We start from the raw sequence: 24,958 nt of genomic DNA on the forward strand, positions 1-24,958 counted from the left end.
GGCAGGCACTGCGGCGCCGCTTGATGCTGCCGTTGCAATTGCATCAGGCAGGGGTTCTGGGCATGAATGCCCGTAATCGTTTGTATATCAGCCGTTATAATCCACGTACGTTGTACCCACTGGTGGATAACAAATTAAAAACCAAGCGCCTGGCAGAGCAGGCGGGCATTGCGGTACCAGAGTTGATTGGCACCATTCAGTCACAACATGAAGTCGAGACATTGGGGCAGCAGTTATCCGGAATCCCGGCTTTTGTGATCAAACCGGCCAAAGGCTCTGGCGGTAAAGGAATTGTGGTGGTTCAGAGCTGTGAGGGGGATTATTGGGTGCGGGCCAATGGCAGTCCGATTATGCTGAGTGAGCTCAAGCGCCATGCCTCCAACATTCTTGCCGGCCTCCACAGTCTGGGCGGATCACCGGATGTCGCCATTATTGAGCGTTGCATCCAGTTTGATGACTCCTTGCAACGGTTTTCCTATGAAGGGGTACCGGATGTCCGGGTGATTGTCTGTCGTGGTTATCCGGTGATGGCGATGACCCGATTGGCGACCCGAGCCTCGGATGGCAAGGCCAACCTGCACCAGGGTGCCGTCGGTGTCGGTCTTGGGCTGGCAAATGGACAGGCGTTACATGGAGTACAGAATGGCCTGCCTATGATGCAACATCCGGATACCCAGGAGAAGCTGTCAGAGCTGTTTATTCCCCAATGGCAAGATCTGCTGGTACTGGCCGCCCGTTGTTATGACATGACCGGGTTGGGTTATCTCGGTGCCGATATTGTTATCGATCGCCAGCATGGCCCGTTATTACTGGAGCTAAACGCGCGTCCGGGGCTGGCGATACAGCTGGCGAATGGTGCCGGGCTATTGCCTCGCTTGAAAGTTATTGATGCACTAGCTGCTGCAGATTTGCAGCGCCCGGCAGAAGAGCGGGTGGCGCTCTGTCAGCAGTGGTTCGGTGCTGGTCATCCAGGCGCCGCCTGCGGTATGGAAGATCACTTCGAATCAGGCACCGATAGACTGTAACATGCAGCAGGTACAAGCACATGACACACGGCTGAATGGCCTGTGGATCAGGCGGTAGCGTGAGTATGCCAGGTGAACAAAGAGGTTGATTGTTCCGGCTTGTGATTGTTGAGTGCGGGTCGATCCGACGGCTGTCAAGAATGTTGAAAAGGGTCCTTTGACCGACACTGTTTTCAGATCAAGTCTGCTGATAATAATCCGTTGGAAGCGGGTTTAAACTCGATAAGTCTTTGATAGTATTGATGGTTATTTTTCGAGGATGAGGCAGTGAAGATCGGATTTGTCGGGCTGGGTCTCATGGGTACCCCTATGGTGTTACGGCTGCTACAGGCTGGCTATTCCGTGCGGGTCTGGAACCGAACGCCTGAAAAAATGGCGACAGTGGTAGCAGCAGGTGCCCAGCAAGCGACATCGGTAGCAGAACTGACACAACAATGTGATGTGTTAATGGTCTGTGTCACCAATACCAGTGCCGTTCGTGATATTGTTTTTGGCCCCCAGGGGGTGACTGCCACCGGACGTCAAGGTCAGGTGTTGGTGGATTTTTCCAGTATTGCACCACAAGCAACCCGGGAAATGGCCACAGAACTCAGCTCTTGCTGTGGTATTAATTGGGTTGATGCTCCGGTATCCGGTGGTGTTGTTGGTGCCGAGCAGGGCACATTGGCAATGATGGCCGGTGGTGATGGAGCCGTTATAGATCAACTGCGGCCTGTCCTGGCTGTGCTGTCGCGGCAACTGACCCATATGGGAGCAACCGGTACCGGGCAGGTTGCCAAGATTTGCAACCAGATGCTGGTCAGCTGCAATGTGCTGGTGATGGCGGAAGTTTTTGCCCTGGCAGAGCAGGCCGGCGTACAAACATCGTTATTGCCGCAGGCTTTACAGGGGGGCTTTGCGGATACGACACCACTGCAGCTGACGGGCCCGAAAATGGCAGTCCGCGATTTTGACAATATCAAATGGCGGGTCAACACTTTACTCAAGGATATGAATATGGCCAGTGATCTGGCGCAGTCGTTGGGTAGCGCCGTGCCGATGGCAGGGCTGGGCGTTGAATTATTACGCCAACACGCAGGTAGAGGGTTTGGAGAGCAAGATCCTGCTACATTGATTCACTTGTATATGGAGATATTGTCAGGTGAAGACAAGCGCTAATTTATCCACTTTATATACAGAATTACCCTTTATGAAACGGTTTACCGCGGCTCGTCGGGATGGCTTCCGAGCGGTTGAAATCCAGTTTCCGTATGACTATCCGATCGCTGATCTCAAGCGCCAGTTAAGTGACAACGACCTTGAATGTGTACTGATCAATGTGTCGGCTGGCGATCTGTTGAAGGGCGGCGAAGGCCTGGCCTGTGTGCCGGGCAAAACAGCAGAATACGCAGCAGCGGTTGTTGAATGCCTGTCGTATGCCCGAGCCTTGAAAATTCCTACCGTGAATGTGTTGCCAGGGCGCTGTCGCCATCCTGAGCGTCGCGATGAATATATGGCGACCTTTCTCCGCAATATGCAGGTAACCGCCGACAGCTTTGCTCCATTTGGTATTACCACGACATTTGAAGCGATTAACCGTTTTGATATGCCCGATTTTCTGGTCTGCACCGGGCGGGAAATGCTGGCCATTATGGTGGAACTGAAGCACCCCAACATCAAGGCCCAGTTCGATATTTACCATATGTCGCGTATGGGGGTGGATGTGGCTGGCTTTATCCGTCGTCATGGCCACAAGATTGGTCATATTCAGTTTGCCGATATGCCTGGCAGGCAGGAGCCTGGTACCGGGCGTGTCAAATTTGATGAGGTATTTGCTGCGATCGAGAACAGTCATTATGACGGCTGGGTTGGGGCGGAGTATCGACCCAGTCGGGCAACCTCGACGACTCTGGACTGGATGGCTCGATTTGAAGCCCTGCGCTTGCCAGGCTGAATCCGGGTCAGATAAGGCGCCGGTGCTGTTTATTCCGTAGCAGATGGCTTCTGGCCATCAAACAGCCCAATCTGACTGGCTTGCTGCGGTGTGGTTCTGGAGGCGCGCTCCAGTGGTGGAGTCTCAGCCTCTACGGCGGGAGTCGGTATTGTGTGTGTATCATCCTGATACAAATTTGTCGCGCTGCTGGCGCTGGCAAACAGATCCTTTTGCGGAGTCTCTTCTGGCTGCGTTGCATCGACCGGTCGTGCTCGTCCGGCTGTTAATTTCAGACGGCGGCGTTCGCATAGATTGATAATCAGCTGTTTTTGAAAATGGGTGAAGTCATTCCAGTGGAAACGTTCCTGCCGGCTGCGTAAGCAACCCTTGCAGTATCCCTTGTTATTCACCGTACAGATGCCGCGGCACGGATTGGGAATGTCGAACAGTTCGCCTTGGTCAATCATGGGGACAATGCGTCACTGAGAATGGCTGGAGATCGTGGTATGCGAGATAGAAAAGAGGGGTCTGCTGAAGCCAGAGGCTTCAGCGGACTTTTGGCCAGCGAATCTTGAAGGGTGACACGCCTGGTGAAAACACAAAGGGTGACCAAACAGATAACAGGGCCATGGCCGTAGAACGGCCCAGGATGTTACAGAGGGTTGACGTTTTCAGCCTGAGGACCTTTTTGACCCATGGTTACTTCCATGGTCACTTTTTGGCCTTCCTGCAGTGACTTACGGCCTGCACCGTTGATAGCACTGTAGTGAACAAAAACATCTTTACCAGATTCTTGCTCAATAAAGCCGAATCCTTTCTCATCGTTGAACCACTTAACAGTGCCCTGAACTTGATCTGCCATTTGTATTTCCTGAAATTGATGTTGGCCAAAGCCAATTTAATGCGATTTTGCTGGCACTGCGCTACTGGCCGTTCATCCGGTGAGCAATCAATGCCGATATCGACCAGTATCCTGCACACATTGGGTGAATTTGGAGCACTCGCCAATAGAGCTTGAAACGACAAGCTCACCGTCATAGTAGCTCAGTAAGTTCTGCTGACCAAGGACTGATGCAAAATAGTTGGCCATGAATTGAGCCTGAATTGAGAGATTGTCTATCAGAGGAATCTGATTGGCTCAAATTGCCTTGGATTATTGTCTTTTTAGCAAGATAATTGCCAGAATTGCAGCAGAAATGTCTTGTTTATCATGCCTTGGTCGCTGCCTCTCTGGGGTTACACGACAGGCTTTTGGCCTTGTTGCCGTGACCGCTTAAATGGATCGATCCGGATAAAACAGCCTTTATGATTCCTGATTTTCGTTTGCCAGTATCAAAAGAAGCCCAGCGCTTGTTTCATGGCCGGGGTCATAGTGAACCCGGTTTCGAACACATCAATATCGATTGGTATGCCCCTCTGCTGCTGCTGACTGTTTATCGGGAGCCGGCAGACGGCTGGATCGAGCAGTTGTCACGTTGGCTGATCGCCACTCTGCCCCAGGCCGAAGTCATCGGGATACAGTACCGCTGTCGTCCTATGGCACCGATGGAGGCGGTGGTGGGTGAATTGCCTTCCCGTCTGGAAGTGACTGAGCATGGCTTGCGTTATGAACTCAGTTTTGGCCAGTTCCAGAATACCGGCCTGTTTCTGGATATGGCCAATGGCCGTCGTTGGGTCATGGAGCACAGCGCGGGCAAACGGGTATTGAATCTGTTTGCCTATACCTGCGGTTTTTCAGTGGCTGCCGTCGCCGGAGGGGCGCAGCGGGTGGTGAATGTTGATATGAGCCGCCGGGCGTTGGCGATTGGCCGAGAGAATCATCGCCTCAACGGTCATGATCTTGGGGGAGTGGTATTCGAAGGCGTGGATATTTTTCGCTCATTCGGACGCCTGAAAAAACATGGCCCATACGATCTGGTCATCGCCGATCCTCCGACCTTCCAGAAAGGCAGTGTCGATATTCGCAAGGACTATCCCAGATTATTACGCCGTTTGCGGGAAATGCTCGCCCCTTCTGCCGAGTTGCTGCTGTGTCTGAATGCCCCGGAACTGGGGGAAGCGTTCTTGCGTCAGCAAGTGGCTGATGAATGCCCGGAGTGGCGCTATATCGAGCGCTTGCCGAATCCGTCCGCCTTTATTGAGGTGGATGAAACGGCAGGGCTCAAGGTCTTACGTTATCAGTCGGAGTGACAGCGTTTGCCCGATTGTAGCTGGCGAATCCGGCGACGGGTCTGCCAGCTCCAGAACGACGCCAGCAAGGCACCACTGATGTTATGCCAAACGCTGAACAGAGCGGCGGGCAAGGCAGCCAGTGGGGTAAAGAACTGCAGTGCCAGTGCCGCCCCCAGCCCGGAATTTTGCATGCCGACCTCGATTGCTATGGTGCGGCATTCGACTTCGGTAAACCCGCGCCAGCGCGCCAGTCCATAACCCAGCGCTGTGCCCAGCAGGTTGTGTAGCATCACCGCCAGTAAGGTCATGACGCCTACGGTGGCGATTTCATCGGCATTAAGGGCAACCACAATGGCAATAATCGCGAGGATGGCAATGGTCGCAGCATTGGCCAGGTGTTTATTGACGGCCTGACGGAGTTCCGGCAGGTAATGGCTGACAGCAATCCCGGCGACAATGGGTAAAATAACGATTTTGGCCATGGTGAGCAGAATCGCCAGAATATCGATGCTGACACTCTCTGCGGCATAGAAAACCAGCAACCAGGGTGTGAGCACTACTCCCCATAGGGTCGACAGCAGTGTCATGCTGACCGACAGGGCAACGTCACCACCGGCCAGATACGTCATGACATTGGAGGCGGTGCCGCCAGCGCAGACTCCTACCAGAATCACTCCCAGTGCAATCTCTGCTGGCAGGGCCAATAGATGCACCAGTAACCAGCCCAGTAGCGGCATCAGTAAATACTGCAGGGTGACCCCCATGGCAACGGGTTCCGGCTTGCGCAAGATACGGCGGAAATCCTGCACTCTCAGCGTTAGTCCCATACAAAACATAATAAACATCAGTAAGGGAATCACTGCGCCGCTCCAGCCCAGTAATGGTTGTGGGTCGCTCCAGGCCAGCCAGCTGACGGCGATAGCAAGGAGAGGAAAGACACTTTGTAATGACAGCATGCTGTGTACCTGAGTAACGCTGATTCAGAAGTCGCGACCATATCAGGAATCCTGGTATGGGTCTTGGTGACAGACGTGTTGCAAGGTGCCATTCTGCCGGTGTAAACCCGTCCGGCAGCGGTCTGCTGCCGGGCTTATGGCTCATTGTTCTGTTGTATTTACCTTATCGCTGCGACCAGAGTGGATCTGACATGATTATTGATTTTGCCGGGATAGAAGCATCACAACGCTATTTTTTAATGACCCAGGCGATACTGCCGCGTCCTATCGCTTGGGTAATGACCCGCAATCCTTCCGGTAGCCTGAACCTGGCACCGTATTCTTTTTTTGCGCCGGTTTGCTCGAACCCGCCAACCCTGGTGGTTTCGATGGGACAAAAGCCGACAGGGGTGGAAAAAGACAGCTATGAAAATCTGCGCAGAACAGGAGAGTGCGTGGTGCATATTCCCCGTGTTGCTGATCTGGATGCCGTGAATGCCAGTTCCGCAACATTGGCTCTGGGAGACAGTGAGGTCGATCAGTTGGGGTTGGCGGTGACTGGATTTGTTGCTGGCGGTTTGCCGAGGCTGGCCGATGTTCCCCTGGCTTTCGCCTGTCATTACCAGCAACAAGTTGATCTGGGGCCGGGACCACAGCATCTGGTGTTTTTGCAAGTAGATCAGCTTTACGCCGATGAGGCGGTGCTGGAGACCGTCAAACAGAGGCAGCAAATCAATGCTGAAGCCCTGGATCCATTAAGCCGTCTGGGCGGCAAGGACTATGCCGGATTGGGCGAGCTGCTCAGCCGGGTGAGACCCGGCTGAGCATTCAGATAACCAGGCTCAGTTGATTTGGACAATGGGAATCAACAGCGCGTCGCGGCGTTTGCCGTGCCGCCGCATCAGCATTAGACAACCGGCAATAAAGCCCAAACAGCCGAGTGACCAGAGAGCGGAGCTGAGAGGGTGGCTGGGGCTGCTACCAATCTGGTACACCAGAACAGCGGCAGTGTACGCCAGGCCGGTACTCCAGCCTGCAACAAACAGCATCCACTTGATACCGGCCTCCCGCACCATGGCGCCCAGAGTGGCAACACAAGGTGTGTACAGCAAGACAAAGACCAGATAAGAGAAAGCAGCCAGCTGGCTACCAAACAGCACTTCCATCGCGCTGAAGGTGCCGGAGTGTACACCTTGTTCTTCAGCCTGGTCGGCCCCGATCAGATTCAGTCCCAGGGGGTCGAGCAGGTTGTTGGCAACGTCAGCCAGGTTTGCAGGAATGGTTTGCAGGGATTCCAGTAATAACCCTGGTAAATAGTACGGACGATCATCTTCCTCGATGTCCGGGGTATACAGGGCGTCCAGCGTACCAACGACGGCTTCCTTGGCAAAAATACCGGTAATGATACCAACGGTTGCAGGCCAGTTATCCTGCTGAACTCCCATGGGCGCCAATACCGGAGTAGCTACTCGGGCAATGCCAGACAATACCGATTTTTCGTTATTCTGATTGCCGAAGGAACCGTCCGTACCGATGGAGTTGAGAAAGCTCAGTACAGTAACAACAATAATAATGGTTTTACCGGCTCGCATTGAAAAAGACTTCAGGCGCTCCCAGGTTTTAATCAATACACCTTTGGCTGTCGGGATATGGTAGGCCGGCAGTTCCATAACAAACGGGGTTAATTCCGGTTTGAACAGAGTGTTCTTCAAGGCCAGACCGGTAATCAGGGCCATGGCGATACCTAATATATAAAGCGAAAACACCATCGTGGCACCGTTGTCAGCAAAAAAGGCCGCGGCGAACAGGGCGAATACCGACAGCCGGGCACCACATGACATAAAGGGAGCCATGGCAATGGTCAATAAACGATCTTTATGGGTATCCATTGTTCGGGCTGCCATTACGGATGGCACGTTACAGCCGAAGCCAACGATAAGCGGTACAAACGATTTTCCGGGCAGCCCAACCGCACGCATCAGACGATCCATAACAAAGGCGGCCCGCGCCATATAGCCTGAGTCTTCAATAATGGATAAAAACAGGTATAAGCCGCCGATAATCGGAATAAAGGTGGCAACCAGCTGGATGCCGCCACCAAGGCCGTCGGAGATCAGGGTGATAAGCCATTCCGGAGCCGATATGGCATGCAGCAGATAGCGACTGCCTTCAACAAAAATGGCAGAGGATGCCATGTCAAAAAAGTCAATAAAGGCACCGCCAAAATTAATGGCGAAAGTAAACATCAAATACATGACGCCGAGAAAGAAAGGGATACCAAGAAAACGGTTTACTACCCAGTTGTCGATACGCTCCGTTAATGATTGTCCGGTGTGATGCAGGCTGATGACCTGGTGGGTTAAACGCCGGATAGATTCAAAACGGGAATTGGCGATCAGGACATCAATGGGCTGGCCCTGTTGCTTTTCAATACGCTGACGCCAGTCGGTCGCCCGTTGCACAAAGGCATCCCGATAGGCTTCTCCGATATTGGCGCTGGCGTGAAAATCACTTTCCAGCGCCTGGGCAGCCATCCAGCGGGGGTTTGACAGGGTTTGTCCGGACACTTCGATCAGCTCATCCAGAGCCGTCTGGATCTCACCAGAGACTTTCCACATGGGGGTTGGCACGGCCGCATGCTGGAGTGCATGGCCGATTACACGGCGTAATTCTTCAATACCATCGCCGGTAGATGCAATAATCGGCACCACCGGTACGCCCAATAATGTCGAGAGTTGCTGGGTATCGACATGTATGCCTTCCCGTTCGGCGACGTCGAGCATATTGACGGCGCAGACAATGGGGACACCCATATCAAGTAATTGGGACGTCAGGTAAAGATTACGTTCCAGATTCGAGCCATCAAGAATATTGATAACCAGATCGGATTCGCCGCCGATGACAAAATCACGGGCGATTTGTTCATCAAGGGACAGGTCGTCATCCTGGCAGTCGAGTGCGTAAGTACCAGGCAGGTCAACCAGCGTTTGATACTGCTCGCGAATCAGTACGATACCTTCCTTGCGTTCAACCGTGACCCCTGGCCAGTTGCCTACTTTTTGACGCGCCCCGGTCAGCTGGTTGAACAGGGTCGTTTTACCGCAGTTAGGGTTGCCAATCAGGCCGATTACAGCAGGTTTCACGTAATACTCTCCACCAAAAGAATGCTCGCCTCTTGTTTACGCAGGCTTACCGATGTGCCACGAAGCAGGATCTGAACGGGGTCACCAAGAGGGGCGACACGGCGGACTTCAATCTCGGCGCCAGGAACAACACCCAGTGCCAGTAGTTTGCGGCGGAACTGGGCTTCTGTCGCGGCGAATCCGGTTACTCGTACATGTTCACCCATACCTACCTGATCCAGTGTCATGGTCATAGAATTTTCCGTCCGAACGAAGCTCAAGGAGAAAAATGATAATGTGTATCATTTTGATGGGCAAGTGCTGTTTGCATGGTTTGCTGTTGTTGGATCAATTCAGCGGCTCGTATTATCTGCCAATATGGATGGAACTTTTCTGGCGTCAATAAACTCATTCGATATTTTCTAAGCGGGAACTAATAATAAAATAAATAGGCTGGTCGTCTGGATTAAATAGGATATTTTATTACATATTCGGTGTAGAGTTCTGACAGTGGCGGGTCTATACTGGCGTTAACACTAACCAAAACACATAGAATGTACCAATGCACATGCCAGATTATGATTTTCAGGGTCATTCCGGGCGATTTTCTATGTGTTGCCATACCATAGCCGAGGTGAATGTGAGCATTCTGGATAACGATATCGATAAGAAAATTCAGCTGCATCAACAAAAAATTGTTGAACTTGAGCAGATGAAAAAAGAGCACGAGAAGAAACTCAAGGGTCTGGAGGCATTCGATGTCGAGATCAAGCGTTTGTGCGAGCAAAATGATTTGTCTGAGTCTGAGCTATATATTGCCCGTTCAGAACAAATTGAGAAATGGATTCTGGAAATGTCTCGTGAGGAATCACCATTAGCTATCTACAATAGCCTGCTCAAACATTTTGAGCGTGCTGCAGCGCGTGGTAGCAAACGAGAAAAGAAAGTGGTTCAAGCGAAGCCAAAACTGGAAGTTGGTACTTATCGTAATCCAAACACTGATGAGAGCGTTGACAAAATCAAACGTAATCCTCGTCTGTTGGATCAATGGATCGCAGAGTACGGTATTGATACTGTAAAATCCTGGAAAGAATCTTGATATAAGTGGGCAGCGGATATATTCGCTGCCCATTGTTTTTATTACCCACCGTAATATCCCTTCCTGATTCCATGTTTGATGACGATGGTAATTCCATACCTTGTATCACATGGCCCTGAAACATTGCCTCTGTGCACATGTCCCAGAACGTTACTTTGGCGCTCCGGTGTCCTTGATAGGTGAACGACTACCGCCGGTGACACGCTTACGGTTGCCTGTCTGTCATTGTCATATCCCCTCCAATCGTTTTGTCTTGTTGTGTTTGCTACATCGTGGCTTGCTAATTAATCCATTTAAATCAATAGGTTAGGTGGTGGCCTCTGGTTTGCAGCTGGTTTTTTGGAACGCTAAAGACACCGATGCGCAGATGAGGGCAAAGCATGAAAGCCAAAGACATTGCCGAGTTGATGGACGAGCCAGCTTGTGAACACAACAAGAAGGAAAAGTCTGGATGTGCCAAGCCCAAGCCCGGTGCTACAGACGGCGGTTGTGCATTTGATGGTGCCCAGATTGCCCTGCTGCCAATTGCCGATGTCGCTCATGTGGTGCATGGCCCAATCGCGTGTGCCGGTAGCTCCTGGGATAACCGGGGTACCCGTTCCAGTGGCCCCACCCTGTATCGCATCGGCATGACCACTGATCTGACCGAGCAGGACGTGATCATGGGACGTGGTGAAAAACGTCTGTTTCACTCCATCAAACAGGCTGTCGAAGATTACAACCCACCTGCCGTATTTGTGTACAACACCTGTGTACCGGCTCTGATTGGTGATGATGTCGATGCCGTTTGCAAAACAGCCGAGGCCCGTTGGGGAGTACCGGTGATTCCTGTTGATGCCGCTGGTTTTTACGGCACCAAGAATCTGGGTAACCGCATCGCTGGTGATGCCATGGTCAAATATGTGATCGGGCATCGTGAGCCTGAACCATTACCGGAGTCGGTACAGCGTCCCGGTATCAAGGTGCACGACGTTAATCTGATTGGCGAATACAACATTGCCGGTGAGTTCTGGTACGTCTTGCCGTTGCTGGACGAGCTGGGTATCCGAGTGCTGTGTACCTTGTCCGGTGATGCCCGTTTCCATGAAGTGCAGACCATGCATCGTGCCGAAGTCAACATGATGGTGTGTTCAAAGGCGATGCTGAACGTGGCGCGCAAGCTTCAGGAACGTTTTGGTACCCCCTGGTTTGAAGGTAGCTTTTACGGCATTACCGATACCTCACAGGCCCTGCGTGATTTTGCACGGTGTATCGGTGATGACTACTTGAGCCAACGCACAGAAGCCCTGATCGAACGGGAAGAGCAGCGCATCCGTAAAGCGCTGGAACCTTGGCGTCAACGGCTGGACGGCAAGCGTGTGCTGCTCTACACCGGCGGAGTGAAATCCTGGTCTGTTATTTCAGCACTGCAGGATCTGGGTATGAAAGTGGTCGCTACCGGTACCAAAAAATCCACTGAAGAAGATAAGGCCCGCATCCGTGAGTTGATGGGGGATGACGTCAAAATGCTGGATGAGGGCAACCCCAAAGCCCTGTTGACCACTGTGCGGGATTATCAGGCCGATATTCTGATTGCCGGTGGTCGCAATATGTATACCGCCCTGAAAGCCCGTATCCCGTTTCTGGATATCAACCAGGAGCGTGAATTTGGCTATGCCGGCTATGACGGCATGCTGGAGCTGGTACGGCAGTTGGCGCTAACGATAGAAAGCCCGGTGTGGCAATCGGTTCGTCGGCCAGCACCGTGGGAAGCTACTGCCAGCCAGGGTGATCTGTTATCGGTACAGGAAGCGGGGGCAGGATTATGAATAATATTGTCAAGATGGCACCAGGCCAGTCCGGCGTGATTAAAAAGCGTAAAAAAGCGCTGTCGGTCAGCCCACTGAAAACCAGTCAGACGGTTGGTGGGGCACTGGCGGTATTGGGTGTTGCACGCGCGGTGCCGCTGATGCACGGCTCTCAAGGCTGTACCGCATTTGCCAAAGTATTTTTTGTGCGCCACTTTCGCGAGCCGGTGCCACTACAAACTACCGCCATGGATCAGGTCAGCTCGGTAATGGGGGCCGACGACAATATTGTCGAAGCGCTAAAAGTGATCTGCGAAAAAAGTGCCCCCGCATTGATTGGCCTGGTGACAACCGGCCTGGCAGAAACCCAGGGAGCTGATATCAAGCGCGCCGTCGGAGAATTCCGGAAACAGTACCCCCAGTTTGTTGGCACGGCCGTGACCGCGGTGAATACCCCCGACTTCAGTGGTTCTTTTGAAAGTGGTTTTGCGCTTACCGTTAAAGGGATACTGCAAACCCTGGTGCCTGAAGTCGACCCCGAGGCACCGTGTGCCGGTTTGCGTCACAAACAGATCAATGTCCTTTGTGGTGCCAATTTGTCACCAACCGACCTGGAATTTGTCGCCGAGAGTATCGAAAGCTTTGGATTACGGCCGCTGTTGATTCCGGATTTGTCCGGCTCTCTGGATGGCCATCTGGCCGACGAGCCTTTCAGCCCGGTCACTACCGGTGGGGTCACTGTTGCTGATATCGCTACGGCTGGTGAAAGCCTGGCCACACTGGCTGTTGGCGAAAGCTTGCACAGCTGTGCCCAATGGCTGGAAAAACACACGGCAGTACCGACACATTGTTTTGGTCATTTGATGGGGCTGGAAAGCGTCGATCAGTGGTTCCACACCTTGTCGCAACTCAGCGGCCGGCCAGTACCTGAACGCTGGGTGCGTCAGCGCAAACAGCTGCAGGATGCCATGCTGGATACCCATTTTATGCTGGGACTGTCACGGGTGGCGATAGCCTCCGACCCGGACATGCTGACCGGTTTCACGCGTCTGCTACAAGGCATGGGAGCTGAGGTAGTGACCGCCGTAGTACCGACTCAGGGGCCGGCCTTGAAAACCTTGCACGATGTACCGGTGCAAGTTGGTGATCTGGAAGACCTGGAAATGGCTGCTGCCGCGTCCGGGGCACAGCTTCTGCTTACCAACAGTCATGGTGCCGAGAGTGCCGAGCGACTGGGTATCCCGCTGTTCCGGATTGGCTTTCCCCAATACGACGTGGTGGGAGGCTTTCAGCGCTGCTGGTTTGGTTATCGCGGTACCAGCCAGGCGCTGTTTGATCTGGCTAATCTTGTCTTGAGTCAGCATCACGAGCTGGAGCCATATCATTCCCGTTATTCGCAAAAACACGATGCTGTGCCAGCCGGGTCATACCCTGGTGATGTCTCGTCTCATTGAGTCGCTGATCAGTAAAGAGGACAGATGCATGAGTATTACTCGCAAACTGGCAGTGGTGGATGACAACGAAGACGGCACGCTGTTGAAAGTTGCCTTTGCAACATCAGACCAGATAACGGTTGATCAGCATTTTGGCTCAGCGCATGCCTTTTCGATTTATGGCGTGAATCCCGAGAATGCCTATTTGCTCGAGGTCAGTGAGTTTGGCGACCTGAAACAGGATGGCAACGAAGACAAGCTGGCTGAAAAACTGGAGATGCTCCGGGGGTGTGTTGCGGTGTATTGCCGGGCGTGTGGCGCATCGGCGGTGCGGCAGCTACTGGTGCTGGGGATTCAACCGGTCAAGGTCAGCGACGGCACCGAAATCAGCGAGATGCTGATCAACTTGCAGCAGGAGCTGCGAGAAGGGCCATCAGCCTGGCTGGCCAAAGCGATTCGTAGTCAGCAACACCTTAACCCCAACCGTTTTGACACCATGGAATCGGAAGGCTGGAGCGAATAATTCGCCCGCTACTATTTCATCCTCAGGAGAAACACCATGAACGACACAGTCATTGATGCTGATCACGAGCAGCTGGCCAACCCGCTGGTGCGTCAGGTTGTAGTGCAATTGCGCGCCATGGACAGCTACGGCACTTACGACACCTGGAGTGACGACAAAGTGCTGGACCCCATGATCCTGACCAAGGAACGCCGCCGCGAAATCCCGGTAGTGGGTGATCCGGACGAAACCACCGTGTCACGCATCAAGGCGTATTACAACGCCCTGGCGACAACCATTGAACAGGAAGCCGGATTAATGGCTGTCCCTGTTATCAATATTACTCACGAAGGTTTTGGTCGCGCCATGATCATTGTGGGCAAGCTGGTGGTACTGGATAAAACCCTGCGTGATGTGCACCGCTTCGGTTTTGATTCGCTTGAAAAAATGATTGCCGAGATCGAAAAGGTCAGCGGCAAGGCCGTCTCAATGATTAACAATCATCGGGATGTTGCCGAAATGTAACGAGGCCGGGTCACGGCCGAGCGTGGCCCGATGAACGTATTGGATAAATGGAGGCCGGTTTATGACTCCCGAAGAGATCAAGGCACTGAAAAAGAACGTGAGCGCCAAAAAACGTATGGCGACTGAAATAGCGTCAAAAATACACGACGTGGTTGAAGACACTTTCTGGACTGAGTACCAGACCTTGCCAGCCCTGGCCGAGGAAGCGATCGCGGCCTGTGAGGCCTGGAAAGCAGCTCAGGCGGAATATGAAACAAAAACCAAAGCGGCCGAAACGGCCTGAAGAATAGCGCTGGAATAACCGGACTTTCCTGGCTGTCGGGCTAACCGTCCCGGATCCATCAGTCGAGTAATGGGCCAGCAAGAGCTCGTCTCGTCTTGTTGTCATGTCAGGAGTCGTCATGGTGTTGGGGGAACCCGGCACAACAAAGCAACCGTGATTAGCACTTATAACCAGAGAGAGGAGATCGGCCATGACTGACACTATCGTTGGCCGCACACGAGGCGGAGAAGAGTGGACGCCTGAATTTGTCACGGCACTGGACCCGATGACCTGCATCGGCTGTGGCCGTTGTTACAAGGTATGCCCACGAGATGTATTTGATCTTGTTGATCGTGCGGATGTGGTCGATGCCGAAGAGGATGACGACGACTTTTACGATGATGATGACGAGATGAAGGTAATGACTATTGCCAATGCAGATGACTGTATTGGCTGTGTCTCCTGCGCTCGTGTTTGTCCAAAAAGCTGTCACACACATGAAGCACTAGCGGGGTAATCGTCATGCCAAAACCAGAATATCATGTCTTTGTTTGTGGTCAGCAGCGCCCAGCGGGGCATCCCCGTTCCAGTTGTGGAGAAAAAGGCGCTGCGCCCTTGATGCAGGCTTTTTCTGAACGCCTGATTGCCAAAGGCTTGTTCAGCAAAGTGTCGCTGGTCGCGACAGGCTGCCTGGGACCATGCCGGGCTGGAGCCAATGTATTGGTGTACCCGGGCGGTACACTTTATATACAGGTTGCCCCGGAGGATATTGACCAGATCATCGACCAGCACTTGATCGGTGGCGAGCCATGGCTCGACAAGGTTGCCCCGGATGAGGTATGGCAGTGAGCCTGCTGGCCAGCTCGTTACAGCACGACGCTGTCTCCGGGACAGCGGCCGAGCGCCTGGTCGAGGAAAAGGCTCGCATCAACGCCGTTCAGCAGGCGTTACTGGCGGAACTGGGCAAGATCGGCCTGGCTGAGCATTGTCCGGGTATTACGGCGGCGTTTGATGCTGCCGAGATCCGCATCGATCCGTTTGATCAGAGTGAGTCGCTGCAATGTTACTGGAAAACCCCCTTGGGGATGAATCAGGGAACGGTGCAGTTACTGCCAGATGATCAATTGTTCGCAGAATACGATGTGTTGTGTGTTCATCCAGACAAACCGGCCTGGTTTGTCGAAGCGGTGACGGCCTGGGGGCAAGCGAGCACGCTCAAGACTGAATTACGACTGATCCCGGTGCCCTGAGCAATGCTCAGAACGTTATAAAACAAGTGGCCAGGAAAGCACTCACTGGCCCTTGTTCCCTGCTTCCATTCTCCCTTCCTGATACATCCCTGCCATTTTTGGTTATTCATCATTCCTCTTGCCCGATTGCGCAACTTCCTGGTGGCTATCTTGTGCCGGGATATACGCCAGTTGCCAAGCGCGAGGTCTGGCAAAGGTTCGCTTTCGCTTGTCGTATAAACCCAACACAAGCGCTTGTAGTAACTACGACAAAGCCTTGCCTGCGTTGTGTTCGCTACATCGTTTCATTCCCGACATTGTCTTTAACTGACTGAATTATAAACATTTTTTTATACGTATTTGGCGTGGCATATCGATTGCACCTTCTCTTCAGGCAACCCTTTCCAGCCGGCTCCAGTCATTTGCCGGGAGCGGCCGTAGCCACAGGAGGCAACATCATGATCACAATGACCGATAGTGCAATTTCCGCAGTTCGCCGTTTTATGCAGTCCAGCGAGGCCCCGATGGCGGGTCTGCGCATCAAGGTCGAAGGTGGCGGCTGTTCCGGCTTTCAATATGGCATGAAGCTGGAAGAGAACGTTACCCAAGGGGATGAGGTACTGGATTTTTCCGGCCTTACCGTACTGGTTGATGAAAACAGTGCAGCGCTGCTGGAGGGCGTGACGGTGGATTTTGTCGACGGCTTTGAAGGCAGTGGCTTCAAGTTTGAAAACCCGAATGCATCCAACAGTTGTGGTTGTGGCAAATCATTCAGCGCCTGAATGCAATCGCTGATTTATATCCGATCCAGACTCGCCGCAATCCGGCATCGATACCAGGAGCAGAATTATGTGGGATTACTCTGAAACCGTTAAAGAACACTTCTACAACCCTAAAAACGCCGGGTCGGTCACTGAGGCCAATGCGGTTGGTGACGTCGGTTCCATCAGCTGTGGTGACGCCCTGCGCCTGACACTGAAAGTTGAACCCGATACCGAGATTATTCTGGACGCCGGGTTCCAGACCTTCGGTTGTGGCTCCGCCATCGCCTCTTCTTCTGCCCTGACCGAAATGGTGAAAGGCAAGACCCTGGATCAGGCGCTGGAAATCAGCAATCAGGATATCGCGGATTTCCTTGACGGCCTGCCTCCGGAAAAAATGCACTGTTCCGTGATGGGGCGTGAAGCCTTGCAAGCGGCAGTGGCCAATTATCGTGGCGAAGTCTGGACCGATGATCATGAAGAAGGTGCATTGATCTGCAAATGCTTTGCGATTGATGACGTGATGATCCGTGACACCATCAAGGCCAATAACCTCAGCACCGTGGAAGAAGTCACAAACTACACCAAAGCCGGTGGTGGTTGCTCCTCTTGTCACGAAGGCATCGAGAATATTCTCTCCGAAGAGTTGGCTGCTCGTGGTGAAACCTTTGCGCCAAGTGCAATCGGTAAAAAAGAAGGCTTTGTGAATCTGGCAGAAACAAAGGCCGAGCCAACGCCGCCCGCCAAGTTAAGCACGGTGCAACGTATCCTGAAAATCCAGCAAGTCCTGGAAGGATTACGCCCGGCCTTGCAGGCCGATGGTGGTGATGTCGAGCTGCTGGATGTGGAAGGCAAAAACGTTTACGTCAAGCTGGTCGGAGCCTGTTCCGGGTGCCAGATGGCCGCCATGACACTGGGTGGCGTGCAGCAGAAGCTGATCGAAGAACTGGGTGAATTTATCAAGGTTATCCCTCACACCGAACGTCCCGTTGAAATTGCAGGAGTCTGATCATGGCTGATATTTACCTCGACAATAACGCCACTACCATGTGCGATCCCGAAGTGGTTGATGCGGTGATGCCGTATTTCAGTGAGCAGTTTGGTAATCCGTCCTCCATGCACAGTTTTGGCAACAAGGTTGGATTTGCCCTCAAGGCTGCCCGCAAAAGTGTACAGAACATTCTGGGGGCAGAGCACGATTCGGAAATCATCTTCACTTCCTGTGGCTCTGAATCGGACTCCACCGCTATCCTGTCGGCACTGAAAGCCCAGCCGGAACGCAAGGAAATCATCACCACAGTGGTGGAACATCCTGCGGTACTGAACCTGTGCGATTACCTCGCCACCGAGGGTTACACCGTCCACAAGCTGGCCGTCGATGACAAGGGCCGACTGGATCTGGAAGAGTACAAAAAGCTGCTGACAGACCAGGTCGCCATTGTCTCCGTGATGTGGGCCAATAACGAAACCGGTACCATTTTCCCGGTACTGGAAATGGCCGAGCTGGCTGATGCCGCCGGTGTGTTGTTCCATACCGATGCGGTGCAGGCCGTGGGCAAGATCCCCATGAACCTGCAGGATACCTGCATCCATATGCTGTCGTTGTCCGGGCACAAGTTGCACGCGCCCAAAGGCGTAGGCGTGTTGTATCTGCGCCGTGGTGTACGTTTTCGTCCACTGCTGCGGGGTGGCCATCAGGAGCGTGGTCGTCGTGCCGGCACCGAAAATACAGTGGGAATCGTTGGGCTGGGCAAAGCCTGTGACCTGGCGATGGAGCACATGGAGTATGAAAATACCGAAGTGGCCAAGCTGCGTGACCGTTTGCAGGCCGGCATCCTTGCCGCTGTACCGCATTCCTTTGTGACCGGAGATCCCTCCAACCGTCTGCCAAATACGCTGAATATTGCTTTTGAATACATCGAAGGCGAAGCCATCCTGTTGCTGATGAACAAGGCTGGTATTGCGGCGTCGTCTGGTTCTGCCTGTACCTCTGGTTCGTTGGAACCATCCCATGTGATGAAGGCGATGGGCATTCCTTATACCGCAGCTCATGGCACGGTGCGTTTCTCTCTCAGCCGTTATAACACTCCGGAAGAAATCGAACGGGTGATCGAAGCTGTGCCACCGATTGTCGCCAAGTTGCGCAAGCTGTCACCTTATTGGGATGAAAACGGTCCGGTGGAAAACCCTGAACAAGCCTTTGCGCCTGTTTACGCCTGAGTTTGACTGAGCACAGGAGCGCGACCATGACCACAGAACTTCCTGCCATTGTTATTGATGACACCACGTTGCGTGATGGCGAGCAAAGCGCCGGCGTTGCCTTTACCGCAGATGAAAAACTGGCCATTGCCAGTCATCTGTCGGCGATGGGTGTGCCGGAGCTGGAAATCGGCATTCCGGCGATGGGAGATGAAGAACGAGAGGTGATGCAAGCCATTGCCGAGCTGGGGCTGTCGTCGCGCCTGTTGGCCTGGTGCCGTTTGTTTGATCAGGATCTGGATGCGGTACGGGGTCTGGATGTGGATATGGTGGATTTGTCGATTCCGGTATCGGATCAACAGATTACCCACAAGCTGGGTCGCGACCGGCGCTGGGTCGAAGGCCAGGTCGAGCGTCTGGTAGCCACCGCCGGTGATGCCGGTTTCGAAGTCTGTCTGGGGTGCGAAGATGCCTCCAGAGCCGATGCCGACTTTGTTGCCCGTCTGGCCGATATCGCCGCCAATGCCGGTGCCCGGCGTCTGCGGTTTGCCGATACGGTTGGCATCATGCAGCCATTCTCGGTACTCGACAGCATGCGCACTCTGCGTCGTCGTACTGATCTGGAACTGGAGATGCACGCCCACGACGACTACGGCCTGGCCACCGCCAACACTCTGGCGGCGGTGATGGGTGGAGCCACTCATATCAATACAACGGTGAATGGTCTGGGTGAACGGGCAGGGAATGCGCCGCTGGAAGAATGTGTCCTGGCGTTGAAGCACTTGCACCAGCTTGAAACCGGCGTGAATACCCTGTTGATGCCCGGCTTGTCGGCCCTGGTTGAACAGGCTTCAGGACGTAGCGTCAGCTGGAACAAAAGCATTGTGGGGGCAGGCGTCTTCACTCATGAAGCCGGTATTCATGTTGATGGCCTGATCAAGGATCCACTGAATTATCAGGGCCTTGATCCTCTGGAACTGGGCCGCCAGCACCAGATGGTACTGGGCAAGCATTCCGGTAAACACGGGCTGATCCGGGCCTACCAGGACATTGGTATCGAGCTGCTGAGCTGGCAGGTTCCGGTGTTACTGCAACAGCTTCGCATTTGGGTCACTCGTTCCAAGCAGGTGCCATCGGCCAGCCAGTTGGTGGACTTGTATCTTGCGTTGGAGCCAGTCATGGGCCATGGCCATAGCGCCAATGGCCCGACAGAGGAGATGAACGTATGTCAGCTACATCCAGTCGCCAGCTAACGGCTCGCCAATCGTTGTGGTCGCAATGGCGTGAAGACATTGCCAGCGTGTTTGAACGAGATCCGGCAGCCCGCACGACCTTCGAAGTGTTGACCACATATCCTGGTGTACACGCGCTGATTTTTCACCGTATCTCGCACCGGTTATGGCTGCGGGGCTGGTGTTACGCTGCCCGCTGGCTGTCCTGTTTTGCCCGCTTGCTCAGTAATGTGGATATTCATCCTGGAGCGACAATCGGCGCCCGTTTTTTTATCGACCACGGCGCTTGTGTGGTGATCGGCGAAACCGCCGTCGTTGGTGACGATGTCACGCTTTATCACGGCGTGACGCTGGGAGGCACCAGCTGGAACAAGGGCAAGCGTCATCCAACCTTGGGAGATGGCGTGATGGTAGGAGCCGGAGCCAAGATTCTCGGCAATATTACCGTCGGTAGCGGCAGTCGGGTTGGGGCCAATTCCGTTGTGGTCGAGGACGTTCCTGAACAATGCACCGTGGTAGGGATTCCAGGCAAGGTAGTCAAACTGCGCGAAGCGGGCTTGCTCAACCCTTATGGCATCGATCTGGACCATCATTTGATACCAGACCCTGTTGGTAAAGCGATCAGCTGTTTGTTAAGCCGGATTGACCTGTTGGAATCCCGCCTTGATAGCCGGGATGCCGAAGAGCGCTACAGCCATTGCGAGACAGATAATCAGATTTGTGAACAGGACTGCCCTGGTGGCCAGGTGATCAAGGCCCGGCAGTCATTGGGGACGGTGAGGTAAGCAGCATGGACTTGCAGGATTTCAAAGGCCAGATGATGTATTTCGACGAGCCGCTGACCGCGGAAGTTGAAGAGCTCATGAACCGGGCAGCATATGCATACGGCGATGGGGATGCAGAAGGCTACTTGTTAAAAGCCTATGCCCGGGCTCCTGCTCATATGACGGTTCTGGTTGGCCTGTACCGGTTTTATTACTACCAGCATCGTTTGCCTGAAGCGATTGCCGTCGCCCATGAGGTGATGGCTGAGATTGCCCCTGGAATCGGCTTTCCGGACCATTGGGAAAAGCTCACCTCCGACGATTTGAAACGGGGTGTGCTGGAATCTTTTACCCGGGTGCGCTTTTACCTGCTGGCCTTGAAAGGAGCCGCCTATCTGACATTGCGGCTGGGTGATATGGCCGAAGGGATACGGATGCTGAACAAGGTGGTGGAGTTTGATACCAGCGACCGGTTGGGTGCCCGATCGTTACTGCAATCGATTGGCCCGGCCGTGGTGGTCAATAACCAGCCAGCCACCCCGGCAGTATCATAAGAATAGAGAAGAATGGACAGCAAGCGACTGACTTGCTGCGACCATCGGCGGGTGTCCGGCCATTGTGCGACGACGACCCGACGATGAGCTGACAAGACGTGATGAATAACGTGATTGATGACGAGAGCTATCTAACAGCGACCTAACAGAGGGGTAACGCTATGGAACTGCAAGACGAATTGAGCCTGGAAGACGCATTGGATGAATTGGTGTCGGCGGAGGACTTTCTGGAGTATTTCGGCGTACCTTTTGATCCGGCTGTGGTTCATGTGAACCGGCTGCATATCATGCAGCGTTATCACGACTACCTGAGTCAGAGTGAAGACTCCATGGCAACACATCTGGGTAATGACGAAGCCTTGCGCTCTGTCTATCGGGCACTGCTTGAACGTGCTTATTCCGATTTTGTGGAATCTGATGCCCTGACCGAAAAGGTATTCAAAGTGTTCCGTATGCACGAGCCACAAACCGGCTTTGTACCATTGGATAGCCTGCTGTAATTCAAGCAAAAGGAGGAGCCTGTGAAACCTGCCTATGAGTATGGCGATGAAGTAAGGCTGATTCGCAACGTCCGTAACGATGGTACTTACCCCGGCAAGGACGTCGGGGAGCTGCTGATTCAGCGAGGTGCCATTGGTTGTGTTTACGACGTCGGCACCTACTTGCAAGACCAGCTGATCTATCGGGTGCACTTTCTGGATACCGGCTGCACGGTTGGCTGCCGCGAGGAAGAGTTGATCCCGGCGGATGCATACTGGATCAGCAACCGTTTTGAATTCCGGGATGCGGTGGTGGCGACTGTGTCGATGTCGAGTCAGGGTGAGGCGGTGGTTCAGCCAGGGGATCTGGGAGAAATATCCCGGGTGATCCGTGAAGACGGCAAGTTGTTTTATCACGCTCGTTTTCACGGTCGTACCTTTCAGGTTCCAGAAGCGGCACTTGAAGCTCCGGATGATGATCGTCCGCCGGTGGAGCATGAGGATTCACAAATAGCAGGGGGAGCAGCATGAGTGCACTGGCCCGATCTGTCGAGCATGAGGACAGACCACTGAATGGTTACCGTGAGCTGCGGATTGCTGGCGAGCAATTCGGTTGTTCACCTCATGAGCTCACGCCTGAGCAGGCGCGCAAATTACAACGTATCGCCAGTAATGAGCTGGCGTTGGAACAGTTGATACTGTCCAGCCCGGAAGCGGCACAGGTGAGTGTTCCGACCTCACAACTGGACGCGGCTCTGGATCAGATTCGCCAACGGTATGAGTCCGATGCGCAATTTGAAGAAGCATTGGAGCATAACGGGCTGGAGACTGATGACTTGCGTGACGGTCTGTTGCGGGAGTTAACGGTCGAAGCGGTGATGGAGTTGGTGGGTAGCCGGGGAGTGCATGTTGATGCGACCGAAGCGACCTTGTTTTATTACTTGCATCCAGAACGTTTTGCCAAGCCCGAAATCCGTACCGCCCGACATATTCTGATTACCGTGAACGAAGGCTTTGCCGAGAACGAACGCAACGCGGCTTTTCAGCGTCTGGAGGAGATCACGCGTCGGGTGAAGCGTTCGCCCAAGCGTTTTGCTGAGCAGGCACTGAAACACTCCGAGTGTCCGACCAGCCTGAATGGCGGTTTGTTGGGGGAGGTTCGTGCCGGCACCCTGTTCCCTGAGCTGGACAAGGCCTTGTTTTCGATGTCGGAAGACGAGCTGCGAGGTCCGATTGAAAGCGAATTGGGTTGGCATTTATTGTGGTGTGAAAAAATCCACCCGGCCACCCTGATGCCTCTGGATGAGGTATTGCCTCGCCTGCAAGAGGAATTGCAACAGCGTCAGAACAAGCGTACCCAGAAGCTCTGGCTGAAACAGCGCGCCGCCAGCGTCTGAGTCGATTACCTGCCGCGCCGGAGACTGTCGGCGTGGCGCACTGATCCAGGAGGTCACCATGGCAGACAGCCCAAGCTCCGCACAGCCTACATGTTCATTTTGCGGGATCGAAAAATCCCCTCAAGTTCCCCTGATAGCCGGTAACGACGGTCATATTTGTGAGCAATGCGTCAAGCTGGCCTATCAGGTTGTTAGCAGTTGGGGGCGTCGTACCCAGAATCCGTCCGAGCCGGAATTAAAAACGCCACTGGCGATCAAGGATTTTCTGGACGAATACATTATCGGTCAGGATGAAGCGAAAAAAACGCTATCGGTCGCCGTCTATAACCACTATCTGCGTTTGAAGTTCCAGGACAGCCAGGCCGAAGCCAGAATACCGGTTAACGGTGGCAGCGATATGGTCGAGCTGGAAAAATCCAATATCCTGCTGGCCGGGCCATCTGGTACTGGTAAAACCTTGCTGGTCAAAACCCTGGCACGGATTATTGGTGTGCCTTTTGTGATCGGTGACGCCACTACTCTGACCCAGGCCGGTTATGTCGGTGAAGATGTTGACAGCCTGCTCAAGCGCCTGCTGGAAGCTGCCGAAGGGGATGTCCAGCAAGCCCAATGGGGCATTGTCTATATCGATGAAATCGACAAGATTGCCAGCCGCGGCAGTGGTGGTGCCAGTGCCCGGGACGTATCCGGGGAGGGTGTGCAACAAGCATTACTGAAAATGGTTGAAGGCAGTGAAGTTCGCATTTCCAAATCCGGCCGTCGGGAAGGGGGAGAGGAAGTGGTGCTGAATACGCAGAATATTCTGTTTATTGTTGGTGGGGCTTTCCCTGGACTGACAGAGCTGATCAGCAAACGGTTGCAGCCACCCAAGTCCGGGATTGGTTTCAGTGCCCCGATCAATACCGCCTCAGCAATCAGTAATGAGCAGTTATTGGTGGCTTTGCAACCGGATGACTTGCTGCAATTTGGCCTGATTCCTGAATTTATCGGCCGTTTCCCGGTGATTACCTTTTTGCAGGATCTGGATGTCGACAGCCTGAAACGGATTTTGACCGAACCCAGAAATGCCCTGACCAAGCAGTACCGCCAGCTGTTTGCCTTCCAGAATGTCGGATTGGACTTTACCGAAGAGTCGCTGACCTTTATTGCCAAGGAAGCCGTGAAGCGGGGGACGGGAGCCAGGGGATTGCGAGGAATGATGGAATCCATGCTGCTGTCGACCATGTTTGACTTGCCATCCCGTACTAATCTGGCTTCGTGCACCGTTCAGGTGTCGGGAGAAGAGGAGTCGGCGCAACTCAGCGTGCGGGAAGAATATGGTGATGGTGAAGTGGTGCAGGAGCCTTTACCGACACCGACGGCAACCGTTGACGTTGCAGATAAATCTGAAGCTCTACCCGCAGCATCCCAAAGCGTTTGATGATTTGACGGGAGCTGCTGTTTTGTTTTTTGGGTCGCCTCTGGCGGCCTTTTTTTATGGTTTGGGGATAACCAGTTACCGCTTGTTGGCCGCAAGGGTCAGAAACAAGGCTTGAAAGGTTTGATCAGGACTAAAAAAAGGCACGGCCA

30 protein-coding genes are annotated in these 24,958 nt (G+C 53.5%); 24 read left to right on the forward strand and 6 right to left on the reverse strand.

What is annotated here, in order from left to right; all coding sequences use genetic code 11:
* Window positions 1-23: 23 nt before the first annotated feature.
* From Q4551_RS10420 to Q4551_RS10430, 3 genes are all read left to right on the forward strand, one after another.
* Window positions 24-1,025, forward strand: a complete 1,002-nt coding sequence (locus Q4551_RS10420) for an alpha-L-glutamate ligase-like protein (protein ID WP_303433693.1) — start codon at window positions 24-26, stop codon at window positions 1,023-1,025.
* A gap of 267 nt (window positions 1,026-1,292) precedes the next feature.
* Complete coding sequence (locus tag Q4551_RS10425) at window positions 1,293-2,183, forward strand: NAD(P)-dependent oxidoreductase (protein WP_303433634.1); 891 nt, start codon at window positions 1,293-1,295, stop codon at window positions 2,181-2,183.
* 31 nt (window positions 2,184-2,214) lie between these two features.
* Window positions 2,215-2,958, forward strand: a complete 744-nt coding sequence (locus tag Q4551_RS10430) for a hydroxypyruvate isomerase family protein (RefSeq protein WP_303433635.1) — start codon at window positions 2,215-2,217, stop codon at window positions 2,956-2,958.
* Window positions 2,959-2,987: 29 nt separating this feature from the next.
* Here the strand turns inward: Q4551_RS10430 and Q4551_RS16245 are convergent, their stop codons facing one another.
* Together Q4551_RS16245 and Q4551_RS10440 are read right to left on the reverse strand one after the other, a co-directional pair.
* Window positions 2,988-3,404, reverse strand: coding sequence for a DUF1289 domain-containing protein (locus Q4551_RS16245; protein ID WP_368501384.1), 417 nt, complete (start codon window positions 3,402-3,404; stop codon window positions 2,988-2,990).
* Between the two features lie 185 nt (window positions 3,405-3,589).
* Window positions 3,590-3,799, reverse strand: coding sequence for a cold-shock protein (locus Q4551_RS10440; protein ID WP_303433637.1), 210 nt, complete (start codon window positions 3,797-3,799; stop codon window positions 3,590-3,592).
* A gap of 443 nt (window positions 3,800-4,242) precedes the next feature.
* Between Q4551_RS10440 and Q4551_RS10445 the strand changes: the two genes are divergently transcribed.
* Window positions 4,243-5,127 (forward strand): class I SAM-dependent methyltransferase, encoded by an 885-nt coding sequence (locus Q4551_RS10445; RefSeq protein WP_303433639.1) that lies wholly within the window; start codon window positions 4,243-4,245, stop codon window positions 5,125-5,127.
* On the opposite strand, the gene Q4551_RS10450 is transcribed toward Q4551_RS10445, so the two are convergent.
* Window positions 5,115-6,065 carry a bile acid:sodium symporter family protein gene (locus tag Q4551_RS10450; protein ID WP_303433641.1) on the reverse strand — a complete coding sequence of 317 codons (951 nt, stop codon included), beginning with the start codon at window positions 6,063-6,065 and terminating at the stop codon, window positions 5,115-5,117. The genes Q4551_RS10445 and Q4551_RS10450 overlap by 13 nt on opposite strands.
* A 191-nt stretch (window positions 6,066-6,256) precedes the next feature.
* Here Q4551_RS10450 and Q4551_RS10455 point away from each other — a divergent pair, with 191 nt between their 5' ends.
* Window positions 6,257-6,868: a flavin reductase family protein gene (locus Q4551_RS10455; RefSeq protein ID WP_303433643.1), complete on the forward strand. Its 612-nt coding sequence runs from the start codon at window positions 6,257-6,259 to the stop codon at window positions 6,866-6,868.
* A gap of 18 nt (window positions 6,869-6,886) precedes the next feature.
* Here Q4551_RS10455 and feoB read toward each other — a convergent pair whose 3' ends face one another.
* From feoB to Q4551_RS10470, 3 genes are read right to left on the reverse strand one after another with little or no spacing between them, the layout of a single operon-like run.
* Entirely contained in the window at window positions 6,887-9,187 is a 2,301-nt protein-coding gene (gene feoB / locus Q4551_RS10460; RefSeq protein ID WP_303433644.1) for a Fe(2+) transporter permease subunit FeoB, read from the reverse strand.
* The gene (locus Q4551_RS10465) at window positions 9,184-9,420 is read right to left on the reverse strand and encodes a FeoA family protein (protein WP_303433646.1); all 237 of its coding nucleotides are present in this window, start codon (window positions 9,418-9,420) and stop codon (window positions 9,184-9,186) included. The genes feoB and Q4551_RS10465 overlap by 4 nt, the downstream gene beginning before the upstream one ends.
* 23 nt (window positions 9,421-9,443) lie before the next feature.
* Window positions 9,444-9,578 carry a hypothetical protein gene (locus Q4551_RS10470; protein WP_303433648.1) on the reverse strand — a complete coding sequence of 45 codons (135 nt, stop codon included), beginning with the start codon at window positions 9,576-9,578 and terminating at the stop codon, window positions 9,444-9,446.
* Window positions 9,579-9,806: 228 nt separating this feature from the next.
* On the opposite strand from Q4551_RS10470, the gene Q4551_RS10475 reads away from it, so the two are divergent.
* From Q4551_RS10475 to clpX, 19 genes are all read left to right on the forward strand, one after another.
* Window positions 9,807-10,265: a hypothetical protein gene (locus Q4551_RS10475; RefSeq protein ID WP_303433649.1), complete on the forward strand. Its 459-nt coding sequence runs from the start codon at window positions 9,807-9,809 to the stop codon at window positions 10,263-10,265.
* 380 nt (window positions 10,266-10,645) lie between these two features.
* Window positions 10,646-12,073: a nitrogenase iron-molybdenum cofactor biosynthesis protein NifE gene (gene nifE, locus Q4551_RS10480; RefSeq protein ID WP_303433651.1), complete on the forward strand. Its 1,428-nt coding sequence runs from the start codon at window positions 10,646-10,648 to the stop codon at window positions 12,071-12,073.
* Entirely contained in the window at window positions 12,070-13,506 is a 1,437-nt protein-coding gene (gene nifN, locus Q4551_RS10485) for a nitrogenase iron-molybdenum cofactor biosynthesis protein NifN (RefSeq protein ID WP_303433653.1), read from the forward strand. The genes nifE and nifN overlap by 4 nt, the downstream gene beginning before the upstream one ends.
* A 28-nt stretch (window positions 13,507-13,534) precedes the next feature.
* The gene (locus Q4551_RS10490) at window positions 13,535-14,008 is read left to right on the forward strand and encodes a NifB/NifX family molybdenum-iron cluster-binding protein (protein ID WP_303433654.1); all 474 of its coding nucleotides are present in this window, start codon (window positions 13,535-13,537) and stop codon (window positions 14,006-14,008) included.
* A gap of 36 nt (window positions 14,009-14,044) precedes the next feature.
* A complete protein-coding gene (locus Q4551_RS10495) occupies window positions 14,045-14,512 on the forward strand; it encodes a NifX-associated nitrogen fixation protein (RefSeq protein ID WP_303433656.1) in 468 nt (155 codons plus the stop codon).
* 61 nt (window positions 14,513-14,573) lie between these two features.
* Complete coding sequence (locus Q4551_RS10500) at window positions 14,574-14,795, forward strand: CCE_0567 family metalloprotein (protein WP_303433658.1); 222 nt, start codon at window positions 14,574-14,576, stop codon at window positions 14,793-14,795.
* 190 nt (window positions 14,796-14,985) lie between these two features.
* Entirely contained in the window at window positions 14,986-15,291 is a 306-nt protein-coding gene (gene fdxB / locus Q4551_RS10505; RefSeq protein ID WP_303433660.1) for a ferredoxin III, nif-specific, read from the forward strand.
* A gap of 5 nt (window positions 15,292-15,296) precedes the next feature.
* Entirely contained in the window at window positions 15,297-15,623 is a 327-nt protein-coding gene (locus Q4551_RS10510) for a ferredoxin (protein WP_303433662.1), read from the forward strand.
* Entirely contained in the window at window positions 15,614-16,024 is a 411-nt protein-coding gene (locus Q4551_RS10515; protein WP_303433663.1) for a hypothetical protein, read from the forward strand. The genes Q4551_RS10510 and Q4551_RS10515 overlap by 10 nt, the downstream gene beginning before the upstream one ends.
* Before the next feature lie 437 nt (window positions 16,025-16,461).
* Window positions 16,462-16,785 (forward strand): iron-sulfur cluster assembly accessory protein, encoded by a 324-nt coding sequence (locus Q4551_RS10520; RefSeq protein WP_303433665.1) that lies wholly within the window; start codon window positions 16,462-16,464, stop codon window positions 16,783-16,785.
* A 67-nt stretch (window positions 16,786-16,852) separates the two neighbouring features.
* Window positions 16,853-17,773, forward strand: a complete 921-nt coding sequence (gene nifU / locus Q4551_RS10525; RefSeq protein WP_303433667.1) for a Fe-S cluster assembly protein NifU — start codon at window positions 16,853-16,855, stop codon at window positions 17,771-17,773.
* 2 nt (window positions 17,774-17,775) lie between these two features.
* Window positions 17,776-18,984 carry a cysteine desulfurase NifS gene (gene nifS / locus Q4551_RS10530; RefSeq protein WP_303433669.1) on the forward strand — a complete coding sequence of 403 codons (1,209 nt, stop codon included), beginning with the start codon at window positions 17,776-17,778 and terminating at the stop codon, window positions 18,982-18,984.
* 26 nt (window positions 18,985-19,010) lie between these two features.
* Entirely contained in the window at window positions 19,011-20,216 is a 1,206-nt protein-coding gene (nifV, locus tag Q4551_RS10535) for a homocitrate synthase (protein ID WP_303433670.1), read from the forward strand.
* Window positions 20,217-20,230: 14 nt separating this feature from the next.
* On the forward strand, window positions 20,231-20,980 hold the full coding sequence (gene cysE / locus Q4551_RS10540) for a serine O-acetyltransferase (protein WP_368501386.1): 750 nt from the start codon (window positions 20,231-20,233) through the stop codon (window positions 20,978-20,980).
* Between the two features lie 5 nt (window positions 20,981-20,985).
* A complete protein-coding gene (locus Q4551_RS10545; protein WP_303433673.1) occupies window positions 20,986-21,513 on the forward strand; it encodes a hypothetical protein in 528 nt (175 codons plus the stop codon).
* Between the two features lie 161 nt (window positions 21,514-21,674).
* The gene (gene nifW, locus Q4551_RS10550; RefSeq protein ID WP_303433674.1) at window positions 21,675-22,013 is read left to right on the forward strand and encodes a nitrogenase-stabilizing/protective protein NifW; all 339 of its coding nucleotides are present in this window, start codon (window positions 21,675-21,677) and stop codon (window positions 22,011-22,013) included.
* A gap of 21 nt (window positions 22,014-22,034) precedes the next feature.
* Window positions 22,035-22,523: a nitrogen fixation protein NifZ gene (locus Q4551_RS10555; RefSeq protein ID WP_303433676.1), complete on the forward strand. Its 489-nt coding sequence runs from the start codon at window positions 22,035-22,037 to the stop codon at window positions 22,521-22,523.
* Complete coding sequence (nifM, locus tag Q4551_RS10560; RefSeq protein WP_303433678.1) at window positions 22,520-23,389, forward strand: nitrogen fixation protein NifM; 870 nt, start codon at window positions 22,520-22,522, stop codon at window positions 23,387-23,389. The genes Q4551_RS10555 and nifM overlap by 4 nt, the downstream gene beginning before the upstream one ends.
* Before the next feature lie 58 nt (window positions 23,390-23,447).
* The gene (gene clpX / locus Q4551_RS10565) at window positions 23,448-24,809 is read left to right on the forward strand and encodes an ATP-dependent Clp protease ATP-binding subunit ClpX (protein ID WP_303433680.1); all 1,362 of its coding nucleotides are present in this window, start codon (window positions 23,448-23,450) and stop codon (window positions 24,807-24,809) included.
* Window positions 24,810-24,958: the final 149 nt, after the last annotated feature.

It is taken from the genome of Oceanobacter sp. 5_MG-2023 (assembly GCF_030548165.1).
GTDB lineage: Bacteria > Pseudomonadota > Gammaproteobacteria > Pseudomonadales > Oceanobacteraceae > Oceanobacter.